Source organism: Patulibacter ginsengiterrae (genome assembly GCF_056269115.1).
In genome coordinates this window covers 176,334-195,375 of sequence record NZ_JBWDOG010000008.1, presented here as the reverse complement: position 1 = coordinate 195,375, position 19,042 = coordinate 176,334, and the positions used below count along the sequence as shown (strand labels likewise).

The following is a 19,042-nucleotide window of genomic DNA, read 5'->3' as shown; positions in this document are numbered from 1 at the left end:
TGCCTCGTTGAACGGCAGGCCTCCGGCCTGCCGGGTCCCTCCGGGACCCGGCACCTAGACCGGAACAACCTCCCTAGCCCTTACACCTAGGGCGACGTGGCGCCGCTCGGGCGTGCCCGAGCGGGCCCGGGTCCGACGGCCGCTCCCGCCCCGGTGGACGGGACGCGAGCCGGGGCGGGACGTGCCGTCGCCGGTGCCGGGGGCCTCGCCGCCCCCGGCCGTTCGTGCGGGCTAGCGCTTGGTCGCGGTGACCGCGGTCGAGCGCGACGCGCTCTCCTTGCCCGCGGTCGCCTTGACCGAGACGCTCAGGCTGGTGGACTTCCCGCTCGGGAGGCCCGTGGCCTTGACCGTCGTCGCCTTGGCGCTGTTGGCGCCGAGCTTGACCGTCCGCTTGGACAGGGTCTTGCTGCCGCGCTTGAGCGTGACCGAGACGCTCGACGCCTTGCTCGCGACCAGCGAGACCGGGACGCCCTTGCGGGCGACGGCGACGCTCAGGCTGCGCGGGGCGGCGACGCCGACGCTCAGCTTGACCGCGGCGGGCACGGTCTTGGTCGGGCCCGGGACCGTGGTGGTCGGCCCGGCGACGGTCGTGGTCGGGCCCGGGACCGTGGTCGTCGGACCGGCCGGCAGCGTCGAGGGCTTGCGCTGGAACGTCAGCAGCGGGAACAGGTCGGTCTGGTCGATCGTGCCCGTGACGTTCGCGGCCTGCGGGCCGACCGCCATCACCGGAACGGCCGCGCCGGTGTGCTGCTGGCTAGGAACGGCCGGGTCGTTCGTCGTCCCGATCCGCCCGCCGGCGGTGCCATAGGCGATCCGCAGCAGGTCTCCCGCGGGGGTCTTGAGCGTCGAGTAGTAGCCGGTCGGGGTCTCGTCGCCCTTGGTCGCCGAGGCGGTCGAGGTCGCGTTGACGATCTGGCTGGTGTGCGAGTGGTCGGCCGTGACGATCACCAGCGTGTCGGGGTGCGACGCCTGGTAGTCGAGCGCGTTGCCGATCGCCTTGTCGAACTCGAGCGTCTCACCGATCTGCTCGCAGGGGTTGGCGGCGTGGTCGCGCTTGTCGATCGACGCGCCCTCGACCTGGAGGAAGAAGCCGTCCTTGCCGCTGCTCTTGTCGAGCAGGCTGATCGCCTTCGCCGACATCGCGCTCAGCGAGGGCTCCTCGGGGGCGGTCGTCGCGCGGTGGGTGGTGTCGCAGACTGCGGGGTTGCCGTCGGCGGCGGCCGGCTTGGCGACGTCGCCCTTCCACTCCGTGACCATGTTGGCGGCGTTGTTGTCGACCTCCTTGTCGTGGAAGAGGCCGAGCACCGGCTTGCTGCCCGGCTGGTCGCCGAGCGCGTCGATCGCGTCGAGCTGGGTCTTGGTGGTGATGTAGCGGAAGCCCTGCTCGTTGGCGAGGTCCACGACCGTCTTGCTGCCGGCCGCGGTGAGGGTCTGCTGGAAGCGCGCACGCCCGGCACCGAACGTCAGGTCGGGCCGGAGCGCCACCTGCTGCTCGGCGATCGAGCCGAGCGCACCCGGGTTGACGGTGCCGTCGGTGCGGACCTTGGCCTCGCTGGCGCAGGCGCCGCGGGCGTCGGCCGGACCCTGGCAGCCGCGCTGGCTGATGTGGGCGGTCGGCCCGGCCGGGGTCGCGTCGGTGACCTCGGCGGTGGTCACGTTGCCGGTCCACTTGCCGAGCTTCTTGGCCGCTTCGATCGTCGTCTCGACGTTCGCGCCCGGGGTCGACTTGTTGGCGCTGTTGCCCTGGCCGAGCCGGTTGATCATCGTCTTGTGGCCGGTCGACCAGGCGGTCGCGGTGCTGGCCGAGTCCGGGGCGAAGTTCTGCTTGCCCTGGGTCGCGACGTTGTCCAGCGGCGTCAGGTCGTAGGTGGTCGCAACGCCGCGGAAGGGCAGCCGGTCCATGTTCAGCGGCTTGTCGACGCCCTGGTAGGCGCGGGCGATCGAGACCTCCGACTCGCCCATCCCGTCGCCGACCAGCAGGATCACGTTCTTCGGCGTGGCGGGATCGATGCCCTTGGCCAGCGCGGCCGAGCGGTCGTCGCCGCCGGTGACGGCGAGGGCCGCGGTGGTGCTGCCGCCGACGGCGACGAGGCCGGCGACCGCGACGGCGAGGGTACGTCGTTGCATGGGTGCTCCTGACAAGGGGGAAGGCTGCGAGGGCGACGGTACGAGCGGGGCGGGCGCGAGAAGTTGCCCGCGTGTGAGCGCCACGTGAACGGTTCGTGATCGACGCCGGGCCGGGCCCGGTCACCTACAGTGCGGTGGCGCCCACGCCGGGGTGGACGTCGTCCCGGTCCGTCGCCGCCGATGCCCGTGTTCGCCGACCGCCACCGCCCGCTCCACCTCCTGCTGGTCTGGGTCGCCCTGCTCGCCGTCTACGCGGCCGGTCTGACGATCCCCGCCTCCCCCGGCCACGAGCTGTCGCGGACCGAGGCCCACCGGCTGCTGGTCACGCACTCGCTGGTCACCGACGGCGACATCGACCTGCTCGACGAGTACCTCGCACAGCCGTGGCGGGACTGGGGCGGGATCACCGGGGTGAGCCCGAGCAGTCCGCTCGCCCCGAACGTGACCGTCCGCGGCGACCGCGACGGCCGCCCGACGCCGCCGGTCGCCCCCGGCGGCTACCTCGAGCCGACCGGGATCGGGCTCGGTGCGGTCCTCGCCCCGGCCTACTGGGTCGGCCGCGAGACCGGGATCGGCGGGCGCCTCGCCGTCCAGCTGTGGGGCGCCGGGATGCTGGCCGCGGCGTTCGTGCTCGCCCTCGGCCTCGCCCGGCGGCTGGTCCCCGAGCCCTGGGCCACGCGCGGCGTGCTGGTGGTGGCGCTCTCCCCGCCGGCGATCCTCGGCGCGACCGAGATCGGGCCGACCGGCCCCGCCGCCCTGCTGCTGACGGGGGCCGTCGCCACGGCGCTGGCGGTCCGCGATCACCCACGGACCTGGGCCGCGCTCTCGTGCGCGCTGCTCTGCGGGCTCTTGCCGTGGGTCTGGCTGCCGCTCGCGCCGGTCGCGCTGCTGCTCGCCGCCGCCCTGACCCGCTGGATGCGACGGCGACGGCGCGGCCTGACCGGCTACCTCGCGTTCGAGGTGCTGCTGCTCTCGGCCTTCATCCTGTTGACCGTCAACGACCGGCTCTACGGCGGACCGACCCCGTGGGCGCCGATGGTCGGCTGGTCGCTGCCGACCTTCTTCGACGGCGTCGGCGACGTGCTCGCCCGCGTCTTCGGCGCCCCGCTCGGGCTGCTGATCGACCGCGACCTCGGCCTGCTGCGGTGGGCGCCCGTGCTGGGGTTGGTCGGGGTCGCGGTCTGGCGGCTGGTCAGCTGGCGGCGGGCACGGCTGTTCCGCGCGTTCGCCGACGAGGTCCACGTCGAGGTGATCGCGCTCCTGCTGCTGCTCGTCTTCGCGGTCGCGACGATCCCCTACGCGATCCTCTCGCCGTGGCCGGCGACCAACTGGCTCGGGGGGCCGGGCGCGGCCGTCGCGCTGCCCGTGGTCGCCGCGACCGTCGGCTGGGCCTGGCAGCGGGTTCCCCGGACCGGCGCGGTGCTGGCGACGCTGACCGTCGTCGCCAGCGTCTGGCTGCTGGCGGCCGGCCTGCTCTCGAGCGACGTCGGCAGCACGCCGCCGACCGGCCCACTGCCGTGGGCTGGCGTCGAGCAGGTGCTGCCGGTCCTCCAGCCCTAGTCCCCGGATCAGGCTGGCCGAGGCAGAACCGTGCTCTCGCCGCCGCTCCGACGGTGAGAGCACCGAAATGGGGGCGTAGGCACCCAGAACGGTGCACGCACGCCGGCCGCCCCGTGAGCGCTACGAAATCGGGCGCACCCCACGTCCACGACGTCGAGGAATCACTCATCTAGGCTTCGGTACGTGGCGATCGACCCTGGCCCCTCCCCGTCGCCGGCTCCGGCCGACGACGCCCTCCTCAGCGACACCCTCGGCCCCGCTCCCGACGTTCGCCGGCCGCCGGCGCCGGCTCGCGGCGGCCTGCTGACGCTGCTGCGCCACGCCCGCCGCCACGGCATGCTGACCCGCCAGCACGCCGTCCTCGGCCTGCGGCTGCTGCGGCTCAAGCTGAAGTACGGGAAGCGGCTCCAGCTCGACGGCCCGGCCTTCGTCTGCAAGGGCGTCCACTTCGAGATCGGCCCGAACGCGGTCGTCCGGCTCGGCCGCTGGTCGTGGCTCGGCGACGGCACCAAGGTCCGCTGCCACGAGGGCCGGATCGAGATCGGCGCCAAGACCGTGATCGGCCAGGAGTGCACGCTCTCGACCTACGAGCTGATCTCGATCGGGCGCGAGTGCATCGTCGCCGACCGCTCGATGTTCATCGACTTCGACCACTCGGTCGCCTGGGTCGACACCCCGATCCGGCTCCAGGGGATCTACACCCGGCCGGTGATCGTCGGCCACAACGTCTGGATCGGCTACGGCGGCTGCGTCCTGCGCGGCGTGACCGTCGGCGACAACGCGGTGATCGGCACCTACGCCGTCGCCACCCGCGACATCCCCGCCAACGCGGTCGCGGGCGGGGTCCCGGCCCGCGTCATCCGGATGCGCGACGCGCCGCAGCAGATGCGCTGGGCCGACTGAGCGGATCGCTTCGGCCGCTTGACACGCGGATCATGGTTCCGCCTGTCCGAAGCCCCCGGGTGACGGGCGACGTCACGACGACGTCGCTCTCGGTCGACCCGCTCAGCCCGGCTTGCGGCCAGTGACCATCAGGTTGTAGAAGACGCCCGCCGGCAGCCGGCCCTCGAGCAGCCGCCGGTCGAGCTGCTGGAAGAGCAGGTATCCGCGGAAGGCGTAGCGGCGCCAGGCCCACGGGATGTCGTCGTTCTCGGCCGTCGACTCCATCGCGCGGTTGAACCAGCCGAACCAGTTGGCGGCCAGCTCCTCGCCCTGCACGCTGATCGGATCGAAGCCGGCCGCGGCGACCGGCGCCCGCAGCTCCGACGGCACGAACGCGTGGACGTCGACCAGGCCCTCGAGCGCGTGGTTCTCCTCGCCCCCGTCGTCGTGCCCGTGGGTCGCGGGCCGCGCGCCCAGCGCCTTGCGCCAGACCGGCGCCGCGTAGTGGGCCGCGCGCTTGGGGATCGTCGCCAGCTTGTCGCCGTTGCGCGACGGCTCGCCCGCGAACAGGATCACGCCGCCGGGCCGCAGCACCCGGTGGAACTCGCGGAACGCCTGCTCCAGGTCCGGGATGTGGTGGAGGATCGCGTGGCCGCAGACGAGATCGAAGCTCTCGTCGGCGAACGGCAGCTGCTCGGCGTCGGCGACGACCGTGTCGACCTCGAGGCCGAGCGTCGCGGCGTTCTCCTCGAGCGCGGCGATCATGCCGGGCGAGATGTCGGTCGCAGTGGCGTGGTCGATCATCCCCGCCTTCAGCATGTGGAGCGTGAAGTAGCCGGTTCCGGCGCCGATCTCCAGCGAGCGCGCGAAGTGCGGGGCCGGCTTGCCCAGCAGCTTGTGGATCTTCTGGAGGACCTGGTCGGCGCCGATCTCGCCCCAGTCGATGCCCCACTTGGCGTCGTAATGCGCAGCGGCGCCGTCGTGGTAGCGCGTGTTGACGTCCCGGATCCGTTCGGCGGTCTCGGGCTCGGCAGCGGCGCTACCGGTGGTCGGAAAAGGCGTCATGGGGCGTCGAAGTCTACGTCGCCGCTATAGATTGGCGCCCGATGACTGGTTCGCAGCCGCACTACGTCCAACAGAACCAGCCAGCCGGCGTCCCCCCGCTCGCGCTGACGGGTGAGCGGACGCTGCCCGACGTGCCCGAGGAGAACTACTGGTACCGGCGTCACCTGGTCGTCTACGAGTGGATCGCCGCGCGGCTGCGCGAGCGGGCCGCGGCGAACGGCGGCGAGCTCCCGCGGGTGGTCGACCTGGCCTGCGGCGAGGGCTACGGGACCGAGATCCTCTCCGGCAGCGCGAGCGAGGCGGTCGGCGTCGACGCCAACCCGGAGGCGCACGAGCACGCGCGCCTGCGCTACGTCGGGCCGCGGATCCGGTTCGAGCGGACGCTGGTCGAGACCTTCGACGAGCCGACCGACGTCGTCGTCTTCCTCCAGACCATCGAGCACGTCCAGGACCCGGACGCGATCCTCGAGCGGTTCAAGGACCTGGTCGGCCCGGACGGCGAGGCCTACGTCTCGACCCCGAACCTGCTGACGCTCGCGCCCGAGGGCGCCGAGAAGTCCGAGAACCCCTGGCACATCAAGGAGTACCGGGCCGACGAGTACCGCGAGCTGCTGGAGCGCCACTTCTCGCACGTCGAGATCTACGGCCTCTTCCATGCGCGCAAGCTGCGGATCCACCAGTGGGCGATCGAGAACGCCGGCTGGGACCGGATCCACAAGACGCTGCGGCTGACCAAGCCGTTCTACGCCTGGTTCACGCCCGCGATCGCCGCCTCCGACTTCGTGCTCCGCTCGGCCGCCGACGGCGCCGAGCTCGACAAGGCCCTCGACTTCGTGGCGGTCCTCCGGCCGTGAGCGCCGACGCGCGGCTCGCGGTCGTCCTCCACAGCCACCTCCCGTACGTCGAGGGCTTCGGCACCTGGCCGTTCGGGGAGGAGTGGCTGTGGGAGGCGACGGTGACGTGCTATCTGCCGCTGCTCGAGCTGCTCGACCGCCGCGTCGACGCCGCCACGCTGACGCTGTCGCTGACGCCGGTGCTCGCCGACCAGTTGCTCGCGCCCGGGACGGGCGAGCGGCTGCGGACCTTCCTCGACGACGTGCGCGAGGAGACCTTCGGCCGCGACATCGCCGGCTTCGAGGAGCACGGCTTCGGGGTCGAGGCCGGCGCGCTGCGGGTCCAGCGGGAGATCTACCGCTCGGCCCGTCAGCAGGTCGACGGCCGCGACGATCTCGTCGCCGGGCTGCTGGAGCACGCCGCGTGGACCTCCTCGGCGACCCACGCCGTGCTGCCGCTGCTCGCGACCCAGGAGGGACTGCGGGCCCAGATCGACGGCGGCACCGGCAGCCACCGGCGTCGCACCGGCCGCTGGGACGGGGGCTTCTGGATGCCGGAGTGCGCCTACTCGCCGTCGCTCGACGGCGCGCTCGCGGCGAGCCGGGTCCGCACCACCTGCGTCGACCTGACCGACCGCTTCGGGCACGGCGACCGCCGGCACCTGCAGCCCTACCGGACGCGCGGCGGCACGACCCTGCTGCCGCTCGACCGGCGGCTGATGGACCTGGTCTGGTCCGACGGCGCGATGCCGGCCGGCGCGGCCTACCGCGACACCCACCGGCGCACGACCTTCGACCTGCTGGCGTGGTCCAACGACGGCCAGCCGTGGTCGCCCGAGCGCGCCCGCGAGCAGGCCCGCCGCGACGCCGCGACCTTCGTCCGCGCCACGCTGGAGCGGCTCTCCGACGGGGGCCTGGCCACGATCGCGCTCGACACCGAGTTCCTCGGCCACTGGTGGCTGGAGGGCATCTGGTGGCTGGAGGCGGTGCTCGACGAGGCCCGCGAGCAAGGGCTGGAGATCGTCCACGCCGACCGTGTCGCCGACGGCTTCGAGCCGGCCCCGCTGCCGCAGACGGCCCAGACCACCAGCTCGTGGGGCAGCCCCCGCGACCTCTGGACCTGGAGCGGCGCGCAGGTCGCCGGGCTCGCCTGGCGCGCGCGCCGGCTCGAGCTCGACGTCGTCGCCCTCGGGGGGTCCGCCACCGCCCGCGCCTGGCGCGAGCTGCTGGCGGTCCAGTCGAGCGACTGGGCCTTCCTCCGGACACGCGCGACGGCCGGCGACTATCCCGATCGGCGCGCGTCCGCACACGCCGAGTCTCTGGTCGCGGAGCTCCGCGCGCTAGGGTCTGCGTCCCCCGCCCTGCGGCACCTCGCGCCCTTCCTGGACGGGACCCCCGCGGCGACATGACCAGCATGCGTGTCCTGATCCTCAGCTGGGAGTACCCGCCGATCGTCGAAGGCGGGCTCGCCCGCCACGTCCACAAGCTCGCCACGCAGCTGGCGGCGCAGGGCCACGACGTCCACGTCCTGACCCGTGGCGGCGCCGACGACGCGGGCCGGCACCGTGGCCCCACGGGGCCGGCGTCGGTCACCGTCCACCGGGTCCCCGAGCCGGCCAAGCCCGCCGACCTCGGCGCGTTCATCGCCTGGATCGCGCACATGAACGAGGACATGGTCGCCCGCGGCCTGGCACTCGTCGACAGCCTCGACTTCGACCTCGTCCACGGACACGACTGGCTCGTCGCCTCCGCCGCCGACCGGCTCGCCCGCCACGCCGGGCTGCCGATGGTGGTCACGGTCCACGCCACCGAGTTCGGCCGCCACCAGGGCTGGGTCGCCAACCACCCGCAGAGCCACATCCACGCGATCGAGACCTGGATGGTCCGCCGCGCCGACCGCGTGATCGCCTGCTCGCACTACATGCGCGGGCACATCGCCGACATCTACCGTCGCGACGAATCGCAGATCACGGTGATCCCGAACGGGGTCGACGTCGGCGACCTGCGGCCCTCCGGCGACCTCGCCGAGCTGCGCGCCCGCTACGCCGCTCCCGACGAGCAGCTGGTCCTGCTGGTCGGCCGGCTGGTCTACGAGAAGGGCTTCCAGTTCGCGCTGGAGGCGATGGGCGGCGCCGACGGCGTGCTCTCGCGGGTCGGCAAGGTCCGCTTCGTGGTCGCCGGCTCCGGCACCCACGAGCAGGAGCTGCACCGCCAGGCCTCGGAGCTCGGGCTCGACGACCACGGCACGTTCCTCGGCTGGATCGGCGACGACCTGCTGCACTCGCTCTACCGGATCTCCGACCTCTGCGTGGTGCCGTCGATCTACGAGCCGTTCGGGCTCGTCGCGCTCGAGGCGATGGCCTCCGGCTGCCCCTGCATCGTCGCCGACTCGGGTGGGCTGCGCGAGGTCGTGCCCGACGAGTTCGTCGGCATGCGGTTCCCCTCCAGCGACCCGCAGGCGCTCGCCGGGCTGATGGAGCGGCTGCTGACCGACGAGGCGCTGCGGCAGAACCTGATCACCCAGTCCTCGGAGCACGTGCTGCGGTTCGACTGGTCCGAGATCGCGCGCGAGACGGCCGCGGTCTACGACGAGCTGCTGCGGCCGATCGGGACCGAGCCGGCCGAGCCCGCCGAGCGCGTGGAGCCGTCGGCGCCCGCGACTCAGCCCTCGCCCGCCTCGCGGTAGCGGGCCGCCGCCCGCTCGCGCTCGGCGGCGTGGTCGACGATCGGCGGCGGGTAGTCGTCGCCGATCACGCAGCCCGCCGCCCGCTGCTGGTCGGCGGTCATCCGCCACGGCTCGGCCAGCAGCTTCGCCGGGACGTCGGCCAGCTCCGGCACCCAGCGCCGGACGTACTCGCCGTCAGGGTCGAACCGGGCCTGCTGGCGGGTCGGGTTGAAGAGCCGCTGGAAGTAGGGCTTCGGGTCGACCCCGACCGAGGCGATCCACTGCCAGTTGCCGTCGTTCTGGGTTGGTTCGCCGTCGAGCAGCAGCGACCAGAAGTGCCGCTCGCCGTGCCGCCAGTCGAGGTGCAGGTCCTTGGTCAGGAACGAGCCGACCAGCATCCGCGCGCGGTTGTGCATCCAGCCGGTCGCGGCCAGCTGCCGCATCCCCGCGTCGACCAGCGGATAGCCGGTCCGCCCCGCCTTCCACGCCTCCAGTGCCTCCGGATCGTCGTCCCACTGCAGCGTCCGGAAGCGCTCCTGGTGCTCGCGGTAGCGGTTCTCCGGACGGAACAGGTAGACGTGCGCGAAGAAGTCGCGCCAGGCCAGCTGGCGGACGAACGCCGCCGGCCCCTCGCCCGGGAGCCTGCGCGCCCGCGCCTCGAGCCAGCGGCTGGAGATCGTGCCCCAGCGCAGGTGCGGGGAGAGTCCGCTGGTCCCGCCCGCCAGGCGGTCGTGGTGGTCGGCGTAGCCCGCGATCGGCCCGTCGAGCCAGGCCCGGGCCGCGCGCAGGCCGGCGGCCTCGCCCGGCTCCGTGAACGGCTCGGGCACGTCGGGGCGCCCCGCGCCGCCGAACTCGGCCGCGGTCGGCAGCCCCTCCCCGGCGACCCGGGGCACGCTGATCGCCACCGGCGCATCGAGCACGGTCCGGCGGTCGAGGACCTCCCAGGTCCGCCGGAACGGGCCGAAGACCGTGTACCGCCCGCCCTGCTGGGTGCGGGCCTGGGCCGGATCGGCGACGTACTGGCCCGGAGCCGGGGTGGCGTCGATCCCGGCGGCGGCGAGCGCTTCGGCGACGCGCCGGTCGCGACGGAGGGCGAGCGGGCTCGCGTCGCTGGTCCAGCGGACCCGTCCGGCTCCGGCCTCCTGCGCGAGCGCGACCAGCACGTCCTCCGGAGCGCCGTGGCGGACGACCAGCCGGCCGCCCCGCTCGCGGAGCCCGGTGTCGAGGTCGCGCAGGCAGCCGGCGAGGAAGTGCGCGCGCGGACCGGACGCGGCCGGACCGCTGACGATCGCCGGATCGACGATGAAGACCGGCAGCACCTGGTCCGCCCCGGCGACCGCGGCGTGCAGGGCCGGGTGGTCGCGAACGCGCAGATCGCGGCGGAACCAGACGATCTCGATCGACACCGCGTCCATCGTACGCCGCGCTCCCGACGCGGCGGCCGGAAAGCGGCAGCACGCCAGATCCCGCCAGCGGGCCGGCCGTGCCGGGTAACGCCGGGAGCTGCATACACGGGGCGTACACTGGAGGGGCATGGTTGACGCTGACCCCGACCTGCCGCTCTTCCCGCTGGGGATCGTGGCGCTCCCGGGCGAAGAGGTGCCGCTGCACCTCTTCGAGGAGCGCTACAAGGAGCTGGGCGCCCTCTGCATCGCCGAGGATCGCGAGTTCGGCATCGTGCTCGTCGACGAGGACGGGCCCCGCTCGATCGGTTGCGCCGTCCGCGTGACCGACGTGCTCCAGCGGTTCGACGACGGCCGCCTCGACGTGATCACCCGCGGGACCCGGCCGTTCCGGGTCGTCGAGGAGCACCACCGGCACCTGTTCGCCTCGGCCGAGGTCGAGTTCCTCGACGACGAGCCCGAGATCCTCGACCAGGACGCGGCCGCCGCCGTCCGCCAGGCCTACGCCTCGCTGGCCAACCAGGCGACCGAGCACGAGGTCGCCCCCGCCGACCTGCTCGCGGTGACCTCCTACGACCTCGCGGCCTCGGTCGAGTTCGCCTCGGAGGCGAAGCAGCAGCTGCTCGAGTCGCGCTCGGAGAACGCCCGGTTGCGCCAGCTGCTGGCGCTGCTGCGCGCCGCGCTCAAACGGCTCGAGTTCGCCGACCTGGCCCGGATCCGCGGCGCCAGCAACGGCGTCGTGCGGTTCGGCTGAGCGACCGGGGAGCCGCGCCGCTCAAGCCCGCGTGACGTCGGTCGCGGTCGCCGGTGCCGTCGGCGGGACCAGCTCGGCACCGTCGCCGGCGACCGCGGCCGACGGTTTGGCGCCGCCACTCGAACGCCCCGCGATCACCGTCCCGAGCACCACCAGCACGACCCCGACGACCGCCGCGATCGTGACCGCCTCGCTGAAGAACAACGCGCCGTAGAACAGGGCGAAGACCGGCGCGACGTAGGCCACGAGCGCCGCTCGCGACGGCCCGACCTCGGCGATCAGGAGGAAGAAGATCACGAACCCGAGCCCGGTCCCGACCGCCCCGAGCACGGCCAGCGCGGCGAACGCGCCGACGCCGTGGAGCGCGGGCCCCTCGCCGCCCGCGGCGGTCACGACGAGCGCCAGCAGCGTCGCCACCACGGCCGCCCAGCTGAGGTTCGCCGCGCTCTGGGCGAGCGGCGGCCGCTCCGTGGCCCACAGCCGGCTGAGGGTCGCACCGAGCCCGTAGCCGACCGGCGCCATCAGGATCGCCAGGCCGCCGAGGAGGAGGTCGGAGCTGCCGGTGAGGTCGGCGCCGAACAGCAGCAGGACCCCGCCGAAGCCGACCAGCAGCCCGATCAGGCCGGGCCGGCCGAGCCGGGTCTCGGGGATCAGCAGGCGGGCGAAGAGCGCGGTGAAGAGTGGTGACGCGGCGACCAGGACCCCGGCCAGCCCCGACGCGACCCAGCGCTGGCCGAGCGCGATCATCGGCAGCGAGAGCCCGGCCGTGGCCGCCCCGATCAGCAGCGTCGTCCCGGGCCGCTCCCCGATCGGCCGCCAGCCGAACCGGCGGACGGCGAAGGCGACGACGACCGCCGCGCCGATCACGAGCCGGAACGACGCGACCCACTGCCAGGCGAGCCCGTGGTCGAGCAGGACCTTGATCAGGGCGTAGCTGCCGCCCCAGGTCGCGGCGAGCCCGAGCAGCAGCAGGGATTGACGGCGGGTCACCGGTCCAGGATCGCAGAGGTCGCCGGGGCCCCGGCGCAGGCCATCGCTGCGTCCGGCGGCCCAGGCCGTCCCCGGCCGTCGACCGTGACGGACGCGGCCCGGAGCGGCTCAGGCGACGGCCACGGCCCCGCCGCGGCGGGGATCGGCCGCGGCCGACAGCGCCCCGCTGCGGGGGTCGCGGCAGGCGACCTGGACCCCGCCGAAGAACAGGTTCGGCGCCCGGAAGCTGACCACCGGGCGCGGTCCGGGAGCGCCTCGGTGGACGGTCGCCAGGTCGACGCCCGGCTCGGCGTAGACCGTGCCGTCCTCGATGTGGACCCGTGGCGCCTCGACCGCGGCGACCGGGCCCCGGCCGTGATCGACCAGGCCCACGATCACCTGCAGCAGCGCCGAGCGGATCCGGTTGGAGCCGGCGGAGCCGAGGATCGCCTCGGTCGCGCCGGTCGCGGCGAGCACCGCGCTCGGGGCCATCATCGACGGCATCCGGCGGCCGGGAGGAATCGGCGGCAGCCCCGATCCCCCCGGCCGCAGCCGGGGATTCAGGTCCTCCTCCCCCATCACGTTGTTGAGGTGGATCCCGGTGCCCGGGACGAGGACCCCGGAGCCCTCGCCGTTGGTCCCGGTGATCGCGCAGCCGAGGCCGTCGGCGTCGATCACCGACAGGTGGGTCGTCGACCCCAGCCGCAGCCGCAGCAGCTCGTCGCCGAAGCCCTCGACGAAGAGCCCGTCCTCGAACGCCGGCGTCCGCTCCTCGTCGGCCGTGACCATCGCCGCGACGAGCTCCCCGGCGTCGGGCGGGAGCGACCCGGCCGGGCGACCGCGGCGCCCCAATCGGCCGAGCGCGATCGCCAGCAGGACCCCGCCCGCCGACGGCGGCGGCGCGGTCAGGACCGTCCGATCGCGGTACCCGACCCGGATCGGGCCTCGCTCGACCGCCCGGTAGCTCGCCAGATCGTCCGCGGTCAGGAGGCCGCCGTGGCGACCGCAGTGGTCGACGCAGGCGGCGGCAAGGTCGCCGTCCCGCAGCGGGGCGGCTCCCTCGCGGCCGAGCCGTTCGATCGTGTCGCCCAGCTCGGGGCTCCGGAAGACGTCGCCGACCGCCAGCAGCCGGTCCCCCACGGTCCAGAGCGCCTGCGACTCCGGGGTCAGTCGCAGGATCCCCTCGAGCAGCCCGGCGACGTAGCCCTGCTGCCGGTTGAGCGCGACGCCGCCCCGCGCGAGCGCCGCGGCCGGCGCGGCGAGATCCGCCAGTGGCAGCCGGCCCCAGCGAGCGTGGAGCCGCACGAGGCCGTCGATCATCCCGAAGGCGGCAACCGCGGCGCCCCCGGCGTGGAAGGTCTGGTGGGCGTCGCCGAAGTCGACCTCGACCGCTTCCAGCCGGGCGAGCGGATCGCTGACGTCCGCGTCCGCGGCGCCGATGCCCGGGGCGGCGCAGAAGGCGTCGATCGCCAGCGGCGGCCCGTCGACCGGGACCGCGAGCAGGTGGGCGCCGGCCGCAGGGCCGGTCAGCAGCGGCTCGCAGACCCACGAGGCGAAGGCGGCCGCGACCGCCGCGTCGGCGGCGCTGCCACCGGCGCGGAGCACGTCGGCGCCGACCTCCGCGGTTCGCGGATGGCCGGCGGCGACGATCCCGCGAGCGGCCGGCATACGGGAGAGCGCTGCTCGGTCCCGCGGCCGGCCGTCGTGTCCGCTAGCGCACGCGGGGGGCGTACTCCGGCACGGTCCAGCCGCCACCGCGACCGGCGGCCGTCGTCGCGACCGGGGCCGCCTCGCGGCGGGCGTAGCGCGGCTCGGGCTCGCGACGAGCCACCCGCGGCTCGGCGTCGGGGACGCGGACCGGGCGCTGCGTGGAGCGCGCGGCCTGCTGGGTGTCGGTGTTCAGGTGCGGCTGGTTCTCGTAGCCGGTGGCCACGACCGTGACCCAGATCTCGTCGCCCATCTTCTCGTCGACCTGCGCGCCGAAGATGATGTTGGCGTCGGGGTGGGCCGCGGCGCCGATCGCCTCGGCGGCCTCGTTGATCTCCCACAGCGAGAGGTCCGCGCCGCCGACGATCGACAGCAGGATCGCCTTGGCGCCGTCCATCGACGTCTCCAGCAGCGGGCTCGAGACGGCGCGCTCGGCGGCCTGGATCGCCCGCGACTCGCCGGTCCCGTGGCCGATCCCGAGCAGGGCCGCGCCGCGGTCCTGCATGATCGTGCGGACGTCCGCGAAGTCGAGGTTGATCAGGCCCGGCACCGTGACGAGCTCGGAGATCCCCTGGACGCCCTGGCGGAGCACGTCGTCGGCGACGCGGAAGGCGTCGATCATCGAGGTGTTGCGCTCGAGCACCGACAGCAGCCGGTTGTTGGGGACGACGATCAGCGTGTCGACCTCCTCCGCCAGCTCGCGGATCCCGGTGTCGGCCGACTCGGCACGCCGCTTGCCCTCGAAGGCGAACGGCTTGGTGACGATGCCGACGGTCAGCGAGCCGAGCTCACGGGCCACGCGGGCCACGACCGGGGCCGCGCCGGTGCCGGTGCCGCCGCCCTCGCCGGCCGCGATGAAGACCATGTCGCTGCCCCGCAGCGCGGCCTTGATCTCGTCGTACTCCTCCATCGCGGCGGTCCGCCCGACGCCCGGGTTGGCCCCGGCGCCGAGGCCGCGGGTGCTGCCCTGGCCGATGTGGATCGTGATGTCGGCGTTCGAGTCCTGCAACGACTGCGCGTCGGTGTTGATCGCGAGGAACTCGACCCCGGTGATGCCGGCCTCGACCATCCGGTTGACGGCGTTGGTGCCACCGCCGCCGACGCCGACGACGCGGATGACGGGGCCGTAGCCCATCGACGGCGCCTGACGCCGCTCGCCCCATGCCTCGACGGTCGCGGCAGTCTGCGCGACGTGATCGATCGTCGGGGCGATCTCCTCACGGCGCGGCTCGACGTCGGCGAGGCCGAGGATCTGCTCGGGGTCGGCATCGAGGCCGACCCGCGCCGGGTAGCGGGTGTCGTGCGCCTGCTGCGAGGCGGACGCCGCCGCCGACTCCGGAGCGGCCTCGTCGGTGCGCCGGAAGAGGTCGGCCAGCGGGCCTTCGCGAAGGCTGGAGCGGTTGTGGCTAGGGGTCATGAACGAAGCACCTCTTGAGCAAGGTCGCGGTAGGCCTGAGCGGCCGTACTGTCAGGGTCGTACCGAAGAACCGACATCCCCTTGACGGGGGCCTCGGCGAAGCGGATGGTCTTGCGCACGCGCGTGACGAACATGTCGTCGCCGAAGTGCTCCTCGAGCATCTCCAGCGCCTCCTTCGCGTGCACGGTGCGGGTGTCGAGCAGGGTCGGCAGGATCCCCTCGATCACCAGATCGGGGTTGAGCTGCTCGCGGACCATGTCGACGGTCTGGCGGAGCTGGGCGAGCCCGCGCAAGGAGAGGTACTCGGCCTGGACGGGGACGATCACCTTGTCGGCCGCGCAGAGCGCGTTGATCGTCAGCAGCCCGAGGCTGGGCGGCGTGTCGATGCAGACGTAGTCGTAGTCGTCGGCGACCGCCCGCAGCGCCCGTTCGAGCGCCCGTTCGCGGCCGATCATCGCGGCCATCGCGACCTCGGCGGAGGCGAGGTCGATCGAGGCGGCCGCGACGTCGATCTCGGCCTTGTGGGTGACCTCGGCGATCGGTCGGCCCTGCACGAGCACGTGGTACATCGAGGGTTCGACCTGATCGGGGTCGAGCCCCTGCGACATCGTCAGGTTGCCCTGTGGGTCGAGGTCGACGGCCAGCACCCGGTTGCCGCACTCGGCGAGCGCGACCGCCAGGTTGAGGGTGGTGGTGGTCTTCGCCACGCCACCCTTCTGGTTGGCCATGACGATGACGGTGGGGTGGCTGCGCATGAGCGACACGGTTCCGTTGGTCCGGCCGCGGGGACGTTCTCCCACTGGCCTGCGCTGATGCTTCGCCGCCGGTTCGGGCGTTCCTTCCCGCGGCCTGCGACCGTACGTGGTCTCGAACGTGACCCCGCGGAACGTGACCCCGCGGGGCGCCCGCCCGTCAGGAGCGAGCGATCGCGGTGGCCTCGACCTCGACCAGCTGGTCGTCGTAGCCGAGCACCGTCACGCCGAAGAGCGTGCTCGGCGGATCGTGGTCGCCGAACGCGTCGCGCACGACCTCCCAGGCCTCGACCAGATCCGCCTGCCGGCTGGACGCGACCAGGACACGCGTCCGGACCACGTCGGTCAGCGTCGCACCGCTGGCTGCCAGCGCGATCGTCAGGTTCTCCATCGTCTTGCGGGCCTGCCCCGCGTAGTCGCCGACGTGGGCCGTGGTGCCGTCGAGCTCGAGCGGGCAGGCACCGGCGAGGTGGATCAGCCGCGCTCCGACCGGAGGGATCGCCGCGTAGGCGTACTCCGCCACGTCCGACAGCTCTTCGACGCGGATCAGCTCGATCGGGGCAATGGTTGCCTGAGGAATCTCGGACATTGACAGCGAGCGTACAAAACGCGCCATCCGGGCCCCGCTCCGGCCGCCGGTCGCGCTCCCTTAGGATCAGCGGGTGCCCGGCGACCTCCTCGAACGGCGACTGGTCGTCGTGACCGGCAAGGGCGGCGTCGGCAAGTCGACGGTCGCCGCCGCGCTCGCCGTGGTCGCGGCGCGGCGGGGCAAGCGGGTCGTGGTCGCCGAGGTCGGGCGCCGCGGCGATGTCCTCGCGACCCTCGATCCGGCCCCGTCCGGGCTGCCGACCGACGCCCCCATCACCGACGACGGGCGGTTCGACGAGCGCCTGATCGACGGCCCCTGGGACGGCAGCCTCGTCCACGTCTCCGTCTCCCCCGAGGCCGCGCTCCGCGAGTACCTGCGCGACCAGCTGCCGCTCGGGCCGCTCGCCGACATGCTCCACTCCAGCCGGGTCTTCACCGGCCTGACCGCGGCGACCCCGGGAATGCGGGAGCTGCTGGCGATGGGCAAGGTCTGGGAGCTCGCCCAGCCGACCCGCCGGACGCCGGACGCCCAGCCCTACGACCTCTGCGTGATGGACGCGCCCGCCAGCGGCCACGCGACCACGATCCTCGGCGCCCCCGCCCAGTTCGCGGCGACCGCGCGGGTCGGGCCGGTCGCGCGCCAGGGCCGGACGATCGCCGCCACGATCCAGGACCCCGCCCTGACCGCGGTGGTCTCGGTCTCCACGGCCGAGGAGCTGCCGGTCAGCGAGGCCCTGGAGCTGCAGGAGACGCTGGCGGAGCTCGGCCTGCCCGTCGTGCTCGGCGTCGCCAACGGGGTGCTCGCCGACCGCTTCGACGCCGCCGAGCGAGCGGCCCTCGACGCGAGCCGCTCATCGCACCCGGCGGTCGTCGCCGCCCGCACCCATGCCCACCGCGCCCACGACCAGCAGCGCCAGCTCGCCCGCCTCCGCCGTGGGCTCCGGGCGCCGGTGATCAGCCTTCCGTCGGCCGCGGTCCGCGCGATCGGCCCGTTCGACGTCGCCGCGCTCGCCGACCGGCTCGACGTGGGACTCGAGCGGCTGGCCGCCCACCCCGCGGGCTCCGCCGCGACACCGTCGTCCCCCGACGCCCGCCACGCGACCCCGGCCGTCTCCGCCGAGGGCCCTCCCGGGCCCGACCCGCCCGCGGCTGCCCCGCAGGAGGACCGGCCGTGAGCTCGCCGCTGCTCGACCGGCTGGCGGACGCGCGCGTGGTGGTCTGCGCCGGCCCCGGCGGCGTCGGCAAGACGACGACCGCGGCGGCGATCGGGGTCGCGCTCGCCCAGCGCGGACGGCGGGTCGCCGTCGTCACGATCGACCCCGCCCGGCGGCTCGCCGACGCGCTGGGCCTCGCCGCGCTCGGCAACGATCCGGAGCCGATCCCCGCCGACCGCCTGGCCGCCCTCGACGTCCCCGCCTCCGGCGAGCTGTGGGCGATGATGCTCGACCCCAAGCGGACGTTCGACACGCTCGTCGCCGAGCTGAGCCCCGACCCCGAGTCCTGCCAGCAGGTGCTCGAGAACCCGCTCTACCGCCAGATCTCGACCGCGGCCGGCGGCAGCCACGAGTTCACCGCCGTCGCCCGCCTGCACGATCTCGTCGCCGACCCGCGGTTCGACGTGGTCGTGCTCGACACCCCGCCGTCCCGCAACGCCCTCGACTTCCTCGACGCCCCCGACCGGATCGCGGGCTTCCTCGAAGGTCGCGCGGTGCGCGCGCTGCTCGGCCAGGGGAAGACCGGGATCGCCGCCCGGATCGCGCGCCGCGGGACCGGGATCGCGCTCGGGGCGCTGCAGCGCCTGACCGGCGTCGACGTCCTCCGCGACCTCTCGGCCTTCTTCGAGGTGCTCGGTCCGCTGACCGACGGCTTCGCGCACCGTGCGACCGCCGTCCGCGGGATCCTCCGCGACCCCGGGACGCGGTTCGTGGTCGTCACCTCCCCCGCCCCGGTCGCCGCCGCCGAGGCGGTCTTCTTCCGTCGTCACCTGCGGCAGGTCGAGATGCCCTTCACCGGCCTGATCGTCAACCGGGCCACCGTCGTCGTGCCCGGCGACGAGCTCCGCAGCGGCCCGGCTGTCGCCGCCGAGCTGCGCGAGGTGCTCGGCGAGCGGCTGGCCGGCAAGGTCGCCCGGACCTGGGACGAGCACCGCGAGGGCGCGGCCCGCGACCGGGCGATCGTCGACGAGCTCGCCGCTGCCGTCGGCGACCCCGATCCGACGGTGATCGCGACCCTCGACGGCGAGGTCTTCGACCTGGCCGCGCTCGGAGCGGTCCGCGACGCACTGGTCGGCGGCGGCTCCGTCGGGGGCTGACCGGCGACG

At 74.1% G+C, this 19,042-nt stretch carries 16 protein-coding genes; 8 read left to right on the top strand and 8 right to left on the bottom strand.

Annotation, left to right across the window (positions count from 1 at the left end; all coding sequences use genetic code 11):
* Positions 1-231: 231 nt before the first annotated feature.
* Positions 232-2,127 (bottom strand): alkaline phosphatase, encoded by a 1,896-nt coding sequence (locus ACVUH9_RS13185; RefSeq protein WP_475757615.1) that lies wholly within the window; start codon positions 2,125-2,127, stop codon positions 232-234.
* 180 nt (positions 2,128-2,307) lie between these two features.
* Here ACVUH9_RS13185 and ACVUH9_RS13180 point away from each other — a divergent pair, with 180 nt between their 5' ends.
* Together ACVUH9_RS13180 and ACVUH9_RS13175 are read left to right on the top strand one after the other, a co-directional pair.
* Positions 2,308-3,687 carry a hypothetical protein gene (locus tag ACVUH9_RS13180; RefSeq protein WP_475757613.1) on the top strand — a complete coding sequence of 460 codons (1,380 nt, stop codon included), beginning with the start codon at positions 2,308-2,310 and terminating at the stop codon, positions 3,685-3,687.
* 183 nt (positions 3,688-3,870) lie between these two features.
* Entirely contained in the window at positions 3,871-4,590 is a 720-nt protein-coding gene (locus ACVUH9_RS13175; protein ID WP_475757611.1) for an acyltransferase, read from the top strand.
* A gap of 102 nt (positions 4,591-4,692) precedes the next feature.
* Here ACVUH9_RS13175 and ACVUH9_RS13170 read toward each other — a convergent pair whose 3' ends face one another.
* The gene (locus tag ACVUH9_RS13170) at positions 4,693-5,634 is read right to left on the bottom strand and encodes a class I SAM-dependent methyltransferase (RefSeq protein ID WP_475757609.1); all 942 of its coding nucleotides are present in this window, start codon (positions 5,632-5,634) and stop codon (positions 4,693-4,695) included.
* Between the two features lie 41 nt (positions 5,635-5,675).
* On the opposite strand from ACVUH9_RS13170, the gene ACVUH9_RS13165 reads away from it, so the two are divergent.
* Genes ACVUH9_RS13165 through ACVUH9_RS13155 form a run of 3 tightly spaced genes read left to right on the top strand, consistent with a single transcriptional unit; the run spans position 5,676 to position 9,153 of the window.
* The gene (locus ACVUH9_RS13165; protein WP_475757608.1) at positions 5,676-6,488 is read left to right on the top strand and encodes a class I SAM-dependent methyltransferase; all 813 of its coding nucleotides are present in this window, start codon (positions 5,676-5,678) and stop codon (positions 6,486-6,488) included.
* Positions 6,485-7,876, top strand: a complete 1,392-nt coding sequence (locus ACVUH9_RS13160) for a 1,4-alpha-glucan branching protein domain-containing protein (protein WP_475757606.1) — start codon at positions 6,485-6,487, stop codon at positions 7,874-7,876. Before ACVUH9_RS13165 ends, ACVUH9_RS13160 begins: the two co-directional genes overlap by 4 nt.
* Positions 7,873-9,153 (top strand): glycosyltransferase family 4 protein, encoded by a 1,281-nt coding sequence (locus tag ACVUH9_RS13155; RefSeq protein ID WP_475757604.1) that lies wholly within the window; start codon positions 7,873-7,875, stop codon positions 9,151-9,153. The genes ACVUH9_RS13160 and ACVUH9_RS13155 overlap by 4 nt, the downstream gene beginning before the upstream one ends.
* On the opposite strand, the gene ACVUH9_RS13150 is transcribed toward ACVUH9_RS13155, so the two are convergent.
* On the bottom strand, positions 9,129-10,538 hold the full coding sequence (locus ACVUH9_RS13150) for a cryptochrome/photolyase family protein (protein ID WP_475757602.1): 1,410 nt from the start codon (positions 10,536-10,538) through the stop codon (positions 9,129-9,131). The genes ACVUH9_RS13155 and ACVUH9_RS13150 overlap by 25 nt on opposite strands.
* A gap of 127 nt (positions 10,539-10,665) precedes the next feature.
* Between ACVUH9_RS13150 and ACVUH9_RS13145 the strand changes: the two genes are divergently transcribed.
* The gene (locus tag ACVUH9_RS13145; protein WP_475757600.1) at positions 10,666-11,289 is read left to right on the top strand and encodes an LON peptidase substrate-binding domain-containing protein; all 624 of its coding nucleotides are present in this window, start codon (positions 10,666-10,668) and stop codon (positions 11,287-11,289) included.
* 21 nt (positions 11,290-11,310) lie between these two features.
* Here the strand turns inward: ACVUH9_RS13145 and ACVUH9_RS13140 are convergent, their stop codons facing one another.
* The 5 genes from ACVUH9_RS13140 to ACVUH9_RS13120 form a co-directional block, all read right to left on the bottom strand.
* Positions 11,311-12,279, bottom strand: coding sequence for a DMT family transporter (locus tag ACVUH9_RS13140; RefSeq protein WP_475757598.1), 969 nt, complete (start codon positions 12,277-12,279; stop codon positions 11,311-11,313).
* Between the two features lie 108 nt (positions 12,280-12,387).
* On the bottom strand, positions 12,388-13,926 hold the full coding sequence (locus ACVUH9_RS13135) for a gamma-glutamyltransferase (protein ID WP_475757596.1): 1,539 nt from the start codon (positions 13,924-13,926) through the stop codon (positions 12,388-12,390).
* 43 nt (positions 13,927-13,969) lie between these two features.
* Positions 13,970-15,382, bottom strand: coding sequence for a cell division protein FtsZ (gene ftsZ / locus ACVUH9_RS13130; RefSeq protein ID WP_475757594.1), 1,413 nt, complete (start codon positions 15,380-15,382; stop codon positions 13,970-13,972).
* Entirely contained in the window at positions 15,379-16,137 is a 759-nt protein-coding gene (locus ACVUH9_RS13125; protein WP_475757592.1) for a ParA family protein, read from the bottom strand. The genes ftsZ and ACVUH9_RS13125 overlap by 4 nt, the downstream gene beginning before the upstream one ends.
* 157 nt (positions 16,138-16,294) lie before the next feature.
* Complete coding sequence (locus tag ACVUH9_RS13120; RefSeq protein WP_475757590.1) at positions 16,295-16,723, bottom strand: RidA family protein; 429 nt, start codon at positions 16,721-16,723, stop codon at positions 16,295-16,297.
* A 73-nt stretch (positions 16,724-16,796) separates the two neighbouring features.
* On the opposite strand from ACVUH9_RS13120, the gene ACVUH9_RS13115 reads away from it, so the two are divergent.
* Positions 16,797-17,897 carry an ArsA-related P-loop ATPase gene (locus ACVUH9_RS13115; RefSeq protein ID WP_475757588.1) on the top strand — a complete coding sequence of 367 codons (1,101 nt, stop codon included), beginning with the start codon at positions 16,797-16,799 and terminating at the stop codon, positions 17,895-17,897.
* On the top strand, positions 17,894-19,033 hold the full coding sequence (locus ACVUH9_RS13110; RefSeq protein WP_475757586.1) for an ArsA family ATPase: 1,140 nt from the start codon (positions 17,894-17,896) through the stop codon (positions 19,031-19,033). The genes ACVUH9_RS13115 and ACVUH9_RS13110 overlap by 4 nt, the downstream gene beginning before the upstream one ends.
* Positions 19,034-19,042 lie beyond the last annotated feature (9 nt).